General features: G+C 58.6%; 4 protein-coding genes and 2 pseudogenes. 3 read left to right on the top strand and 3 right to left on the bottom strand.

Annotated features, from left to right (window positions below; all coding sequences use genetic code 11):
- Nucleotides 1–97: 97 nt before the first annotated feature.
- Nucleotides 98–199 (top strand): annotated as a pseudogene (locus tag SM191_RS18880) (IS5/IS1182 family transposase); the annotation flags it as partial.
- Between the two features lie 204 nt (nucleotides 200–403).
- Here SM191_RS18880 and SM191_RS18875 read toward each other — a convergent pair.
- On the bottom strand, nucleotides 404–1759 hold the full coding sequence (locus SM191_RS18875; protein ID WP_341507555.1) for a hypothetical protein: 1356 nt from the start codon (nucleotides 1757–1759) through the stop codon (nucleotides 404–406).
- Between the two features lie 609 nt (nucleotides 1760–2368).
- Here SM191_RS18875 and SM191_RS18870 point away from each other — a divergent pair.
- Nucleotides 2369–3034, top strand: a complete 666-nt coding sequence (locus tag SM191_RS18870) for a hypothetical protein (RefSeq protein ID WP_341507554.1) — start codon at nucleotides 2369–2371, stop codon at nucleotides 3032–3034.
- Nucleotides 3035–3132: 98 nt separating this feature from the next.
- On the opposite strand, the gene SM191_RS18865 is transcribed toward SM191_RS18870, so the two are convergent.
- Together SM191_RS18865 and SM191_RS18860 are read right to left on the bottom strand one after the other, a co-directional pair.
- On the bottom strand, nucleotides 3133–4896 hold the full coding sequence (locus SM191_RS18865) for an ATP-dependent helicase (protein ID WP_341507553.1): 1764 nt from the start codon (nucleotides 4894–4896) through the stop codon (nucleotides 3133–3135).
- Nucleotides 4893–6698: an ATP-dependent nuclease gene (locus tag SM191_RS18860; protein WP_341507556.1), complete on the bottom strand. Its 1806-nt coding sequence runs from the start codon at nucleotides 6696–6698 to the stop codon at nucleotides 4893–4895. The genes SM191_RS18865 and SM191_RS18860 overlap by 4 nt, the downstream gene beginning before the upstream one ends.
- 188 nt (nucleotides 6699–6886) lie before the next feature.
- Between SM191_RS18860 and SM191_RS18855 the strand changes: the two are divergent.
- Nucleotides 6887–7307, top strand: a pseudogene (locus SM191_RS18855) (transposase); the annotation flags it as partial.
- Between the last annotated feature and the right edge of the window lie 98 nt (nucleotides 7308–7405).

The raw sequence follows: 7405 nt of genomic DNA, 5'->3' as shown, positions 1-7405 counted from the left end.
CTCCTGACCTCCTTCCGGACTCCAGAAGGAGACCACGACAGGTACGGACATCCACGGCTACGTCGAGCGCGGCAACACGCGGCTCACCGGACGCTTACGGCTGAAGGACTGGCGCCGCGTTGCTACCCGCTACGATCGGTGCCCGACCGTCTTCCTCTCCGCCATTGCCCTCGCTGCCACCGTCATCTTCTGGCTATGACCAATGAGTCCTGACCCTAATTGGAGGGCAGGGTGTCGCGGCGGATCTGCTGATTTTTTGATAGTTGGTGAATGGGAATGAGCTTACCTCGGTTCGGTATTCTGGCATCGGTGCCATTTGGACTTTGAGCTGCTTGGAATTCGAGAAGCAGTTGCGGTGATACGGTTCATCCGAACGCACGGTCAAAGGCCCTGAGCAAAATCACTACTGGATTTTATCAGTGTTCGGGTGGTCCGAGAACCATTCGCATGAGAGGATCAACAGCCAGCGGCCGATCGCTTCCGCGCCTCCCCTAAGTTGGGTCCAGTCATGGGCAAAATCATCACTGGAACCATGGATAAGTCTACTCCGCCCCGCGTCGTAGATTTGAGTAATCAGGGCCTTGGTCGTTCGGCCATCGTTCATCAGCGGATCGTCGGGTTTATGGCCCAAGCGAGCACCAATCAGGGCAATAATGCCTACAGCCTTTTTCCCGCCCGCCAATGCATCCATGCTGGCAGCGAACTTGGTGGTAGCGATCTGGTCCTGCGCTTCACGGCAGGCCTCGTGATACCACCAGATGCTGAGGAATAGCGCATTCATTACCGTCGGGCGTGTCACTGACCGGACCGGCTGTACATAGGCGAAAAGTGCCTCTCCAATTTGGTCAAACAGCCATTGATAGGACCGGATATTCTCAAGCAGTTCTGGTTCTGAATAGCGGCCAGAAGGCATCTCCGGGCGCTCGGAGTTCGATCCCACATTCGTGCCGTTGCCAAACAGCACGGTATGCCGACGATCCCGTCGCCGATCATAGAGCAGGTTCATCCAGCGAAGACCTTCGGATGGCTGATACCAAGACAGTGAGATCGCCGTCATGGCCAGCCGAGCGGCGAGCAAGCCTTTCTGCTGAACGTACTTTCCTGAAAGACCCTCGGTGGCAACACTGCATACGATCGGGCAATCGCCGATCGCGTCAGAAATAGACTCCTCCGCGCCAGAATCGAAGCTGCGTTTGCGCTTTTTGAGCGGTTTCCCGTTCCAGCGCGCCAGCAGGCGGCGTGCCGTCGTTGCGGATAGTTTGCCGGCTTCCAGCATGCGCTGCCGCCAAGCTTCCCGCGTGTCGAAGCGCACCGGGCCGATCTGGATGGGATACGGCTCGTCCCCCTCTATCAGGTGGCACCCAATGGTCAGGTCAATGGGTCGGATGCTTTGCTCGACCTGTTCGGCTAGTACCGCCGTCACCCGGTTGCTGACGGTGGGATGTAATTGTTGATCTGATAGATCGAGGTCGATCTCCCCCAGTGCCGTCGCAACGGCCTGGTGCACTAACAGTTCAAACTCATCGACCTTAAAGCGGGGCCGCAATTTTGGATCATTGTCCCAACAGATTCGCGAGTAGGCCGCGATGGCCTTCAACAAGCCTTCGGTCGCGCGGAACGACCGACCATCGCCCGGCCAAAGGGTGGGCGGGAAGCTGATCTGTTTGACAGGGCCAGGTTTCGGGCGCTGCCATTTCTCGGTCTGCGCCTTTCGGATTTCTCGCAACATCTCGGCGATCAGTTCGGATTTGGTCGTCATGGATGGTTGGCATCACTTCCTTGCAAGACGAGGTCGGAGGTCGAGAACTTTCACCAATAGGCATATATCACCGCAAATGAACGAGCAGCAGCTAACATTGCCTCGATCCGGAACCGCAAGCGTCAACTCCGTCGGCGGCCTTGGCCGACGGGCTCGACGTGTCCGGAATGACAGGTGCCGGTGAAAGCTGACACTCCAGTCACTGCAATGGAACCGCGTGAGTTGGTCGCCTGCAGCCGGGCGGTCGTGGGACAAAGCCGTCGTTCCCGAGTTCAGGCCCGAATGTCAGGTCTTGGCGTGAACCGACATTCAGCATTTACTGCATCACCCCCATGCAGCGGCCGCAAATGGGCCGATAACGGACCGTCGGTTTGCGGCACTACCAGCCAGGGCAGCGGACGTTCATGGTTGTCGTGGTCCAGGGTCCGAAAGTGAGCCGTTTGTCGACCGACCGGTTTCAATGACAAACCCAAAGAAGCGGAGGTCACTCCGGGCTCGCTCGGCGAAATAGTGTAGAACAAAAGCTCCGCCATAAGGAGACAAATTTCACTTGCCCTACCAGAGGAATTGCTGCGATTATCATGCGATATTATTAGGCGAGTGAATCCCTTGTCCGTTCTGGATATTCCTCTTCGAAAGGCTTTGCAGCTGTTCTATGCACGCAGAACGTTGCGACGATCCATATTGAAGGATGATATCCGACTTGATCGCAAGAAAGAAGCGGGCGGCACAAGGAGCCGGGGTGGTGATTTCTATCTGCCGTTCTGGTCAGATGTTAAAAAGCATATATCGGGTGATGGGGTATTAGCAGATCTGACCACAGATCGCGTTGCCTCAAACGAAAATTATAAACGCCTATATCCCCTATTGAAGGAAGGCGTTCTTGAATTGCTTAGTGCAAAGTTACGTTGGTCAAATGAACCAGTCGAGATCATTCCTCAGAGCGTTCATGGGATTCTACGAATTGAGAATCTAGGCGGAACAGTTCGCATCCGCGACGCTCTCAACGCGCGTGTAAGAGAGAAGTATACACGCGTTGTATATCCCTACTTCAGCGAAGATCCTGCGCTACCTGAGGAAGGGGGAAGGTTGGGCCTATGGGCGATGCAACAAGCACTGGAAGGCTTAGACCCAAATGACATGCGTATCATAGATCCTCTTCGCAGGACGTTTTTCTCGCCAGAGACAACGCCCTTACAAGGCACCGAGGAGGCTATTTTCAACGACAAATACAGGTCTTTGATCGATGAATGGGAGCGTCTCAGGCTTGAGTGACCCGGCCTTACAACTGCAAATGCAAGATCGGTATTCTGCCGGATTTATCTAAAGTAAAAGAAAGTTCAGCGCAAAACCGCTTCAAACAGGGCAGGTGCTTATCCAAGGCCGGCCTCCACGATAAACGGGGTCGGCGTGTTCTTCCAGTGAGACTGATCGGACGCGACGACGAGGATGCGCTTGGCGCGAGTCAGGCCTACGTAGAATAGCCGCCGAGACTCGTCATACGCCTCCTGCGTCGATGTCGAGAAATGCGGGATACTGCCATTGTTCATGCAGATCAGGGCGACGCCATCGAATTCGCGCCCTTTTGAATTGTGCAGCGTGATCAGCTTAAGCGCATGCTCGGGATTGGCGAACAGGCCCATATCGGAGATCAGCAGATTTGCGAGATCGACCTTGCTGGCCTGCATATCGGACAGCATTTCCTCGGCGGAATCGACCAGCGGCTGTTTGGCGCTGCCCGGCAACCATTCCTCGCGTTCGAGATAGTCACCAGCCTCGCGGGCGATGGCGCGCAGCCAAGCGACGCCGCCGGGATGCTGGTTGGCAAGTTCGCGAGCGAGATAGATCAGGCCGAGCGCCGCACGACGCCCCTGATAGCTGAACATGTCGTAGCGCGAGTTCCCGGTGAGATCACCGATGAGCCGAAACAATGCTCGCTCGACACCCGGGAGGCCGAGGTAATTGCCGGCCCCGGCGCAGGCTCCAAGTTGCTCGGCAAGTCCGGCAAGCAGACGCCGACGCTTATATGGGCGCGCCCCCGGACCGAAGACCGGAACATCGAATTCACGGAGGGCGCGGGCGACGGGGATGAGGTGCGTCCACCATGGCGCAAGGATCGCGGCTTTGCCGAGCGGGATGCCGGCATCCTGCAGGGCGGGCAGGAAATGCTCGGTGATGGCGTCGATTGGCCGGCCAACATGGACGTAGTTCACTTGCGCCGCGAGCTGGGCTGCATCGCCCGCTGACTGCATCCCCGGCACGGTCGAGATGAGTGTTGATGCTGTGCTGACTATCGCCGGCCCGCATCGAAAGTTGCCGGTCAGGACCGTGTCGCGGTGCGCGTCGATCTTATCGCCGAACTGCTCGGCGAGTTCCGGGCGAGCGCCGGCGAAGCGCATGATCGACTGGTTCTGGTCACCGACGAGAAAAAAGCGGGTGTGGAGGAAATGCCGGAGCGCGCCGAAGATGGCGATCTGGATGTCTGTGGTGTCCTGGAATTCGTCGATCAGCAGCCAGGCAAAGCGGCTCGCGATGCCGCGTCCGACGAACGGGTGCTGTTCGAGAATCTTCCATGAATAATAAAGGATCATCGCGAAATCGAGGTATCCGTGGGCGCGGACCCGCTCCCAATAGAGCGCGGCGGATTCGTCGGTGACGATGCCGGTCTCGATACCCTGGCCGCAGGGTTCGCCGTTCACGTCGATGCGAAGCGATTCGTAGTCCTCGAAAACATGCCCGGCGGGCACGCGACCGAAGGCGTCCTCGACCGCCGTCACGATCTGCTCGAACAGGCTGTTCTCGCGGGAGAGCACCTGAAACGACGCCGGCACCTCGGGAACCAGCCAGCTATAGGGACGCAGGATGAATTGCAGGCAGAAAGCGTGGATCGTGGAGATTTCACAGCGTTCCGCGATTGCGTTGTTGCCGTAGGTGCGCAACCGGGCGTCGATCTCGTCGACCGCGGCATTGGTATAGGTGATGCAGCCGATGAACTGGGGCGTGCCGACGACCTGATCGGCCAGCGTCAGCAGCTTGGCGAGAATGACCCGCGTCTTGCCGCTGCCTGGGCAAGCCGTCAGCAGCAGATTGCCGTCATGTTCGACCGCCTCGCGCTGTTCGGGTGTCAGCCGGATCATTCAGTGAGCCACTCAAAGGCCTGCTCGATATAGGGCGGCAGATCGGTCGCGAGATTAGCGTAGCGTGCTGCTATCTGCGCAAAACGCGCTTTGCCAAAGCGCTTGGCGGTATTGAGCGTCATAGAGCCAAGCTTGACGCGCAGCGCCGTCTCTTCGGCCAGGCCCAATCCCCCGAGCGCGAGCGTTGCGAGCCCATCCTCCATCTGCGCAAGGATCTGCGGCGCGCCGAGAGCACGAACGGTCTCGATCAGCATCGGCAGGCGCCCGAGCGATACCAATTCGCGTTCGAAAGTTGTGGCGCCCGCGAATATGGACACAAAGTCGCTTTCCAGCGCCACCAGATCTGGGGCGTCGGTTTCCGGATCGAAGTCCTCGGCGTCGGCCGGCTTCATGTCAGCATCGGCAACGATTGCGCATTTCTTCTCGAGCGAGCCGGCGCGGAACAGCTTGGCATAGACGTCGAAATGAACGCCATGAATCGCGATAACCGAGATGCCGAGCCGCTCGAGATTCACGCCGTACACCTGCTCGATCAATGCCGGGATCAGGAACATCTCGGCTGGCCCTTCGACCAGCATGACCTTGCGGGCGTAGAGCAATGCGCTCTTGGTTGCGTCGAGGTAGCGTTCGAGATCGGCAATCTCTGGCGCGGTCAGCGCCGCATTGAGCGCGAGATTGCCCGCAGCAATGGTCGCGTCCTCGCGCTTGGTGAGCGATACAATGCTGCTCAGCGGAACCTGCGAGGTCACCTGGGTGCTATGACTGGTCAAAATGGTCTGCACGCCGATCGCGCGCAGTGCCGCGATTAGCGAGAATTGCAGCTGGGGATGGAGATGCGCTTCGGGCTCCTCTATGAGGATCAACTGGCCGGCCGAGCGGTTGAGTGCGATCCGCCGCTGAAGATACTCCATCAAGATCGCGATGTAGAGGATGTTGTTCATGCCAAGACCGTTGCGGCCGGGTTCGAACGAGGTGAGCGACAGGTCCGACAGAATGATTTTCAGGTTGCGGATGATGGCGCGGAAGGTCGCGGCGGACAGGCCGAGCGTGGCGTCCATCTCGAACGCGGGGCCGGAGACATCCTTGAATCGCGCGTCGATTGCCCCTGCAATCTCGGAGATCGTCGCCGAGTTCGCAATTGCCTGATTGGCTTGGTCGAGGATGGCAATCAGGGCATCCTGCTCGGCCGCGTCGATCTCGAAGGCCTCGATCAGGCGGATAAGCGGCGATTGGCGGGGATTGCGCAGGTCATTCTCGACATCGCGGAGCGCGGGCAGATGAACGAGAAGGTAAGATTGCAGGTCGGCGAAGCGCACGGACTCGCCTATCCCCTCATCATCCCAGGTGATGTCGGCAAGGTCGACCGCAGGATCACCGCCACCGCAGATTTCCCACTGATAGTCCTCAAGGGTCAGCGTCCCGGGTGCGATGTCGCCACTCGCAAGCTGCTCCCGGACAGCCGGGCGCGGGCGGAAGCGGTAGAATATGCGCGCACGATCCGCGGCGGTCTTCCAAGTGCTGACCAGAGCCTCTTCATTCACTCTGCCCTCGAACCCGGTCAACTCAATGCCGATCAGAACTTGGCTAGGCTCGGCAATATCGATCGCGGAGTGAATGTCCTCGCGCAGCAGTGAGCGAAAACTCGACGGCAACATATTGTCGAGGCAGATCTGGATTGCGCGCAGGATCGCGGTCTTGCCGGTGTTGTTCTCGCCGATGATGCAGCACAGATCATCAGCCACATTAACGTCAAGCGACGCGAAGGTGCGAAAGTTCTGAATTACGATCCGCGCTACCCGCATCATCCCCACCCGACTGTTCGGCGGCGAAATGACGCCTCGATGCTATATGATTAAATTAGGAGTAACACCGCGACAAGCACGTTCGCCGATGTCGCACTGACTTTGATTATTTATTGGGAGCCTTGAGCTGAGCTGCTGCCGGTTCCGCGGACACCGAGATAAGGTGTTTTTGGGACCGGAGGGTGTGAATGCAACGACGGAAGTTCAGCCGGGAGTTTAAGCTTGAGGCGGTGAAGCTGGTCAGGGAGCGCGGGGTATCGGTGTCGCAGGCCGCCCGCGATCTGGACCTGCATGAGAACGTGCTGCGCAAATGGGTTCGTGAGCATGTGTCGGATCCTGGCTCGGCCTTTCCCGGTCATGGACTAATGAAGCCCGAGCAGCAGGAGATTGAGCGGCTACGCCGCGAGTTGGCCCGGATGAAGGCCGAGCGCGACATTCTAAAAAAAGCGGCGGCCTACTTCGCCAGGGACTCGATATGAGGTTCGAGTTCATCGCGAAGCACCGGGGGATCTGGCCCGTATCGTGGATCTGCGAAGCGCTCGGTGTTTGCGCAGCGGCTTTCATGCCTGGCTGGTTCGGGCGCCAAGTGCTCGTGCCCGGAGCGACGAGGGGGAGTGTCAGGAATTTCGTGTGCGGGCGGGCGGATGAACATTACGCCGCCATGGCCCTGATGAAGCGTTCGCCGAAGATGACGGCGAACTGTGCCT

The organism is Sphingomonas sp. 2378 (assembly GCF_038084995.1).
In the GTDB taxonomy this organism is placed as follows: domain Bacteria; phylum Pseudomonadota; class Alphaproteobacteria; order Sphingomonadales; family Sphingomonadaceae; genus Sphingomonas.
This window is presented reverse-complemented; position numbering and strand designations above follow the sequence as displayed.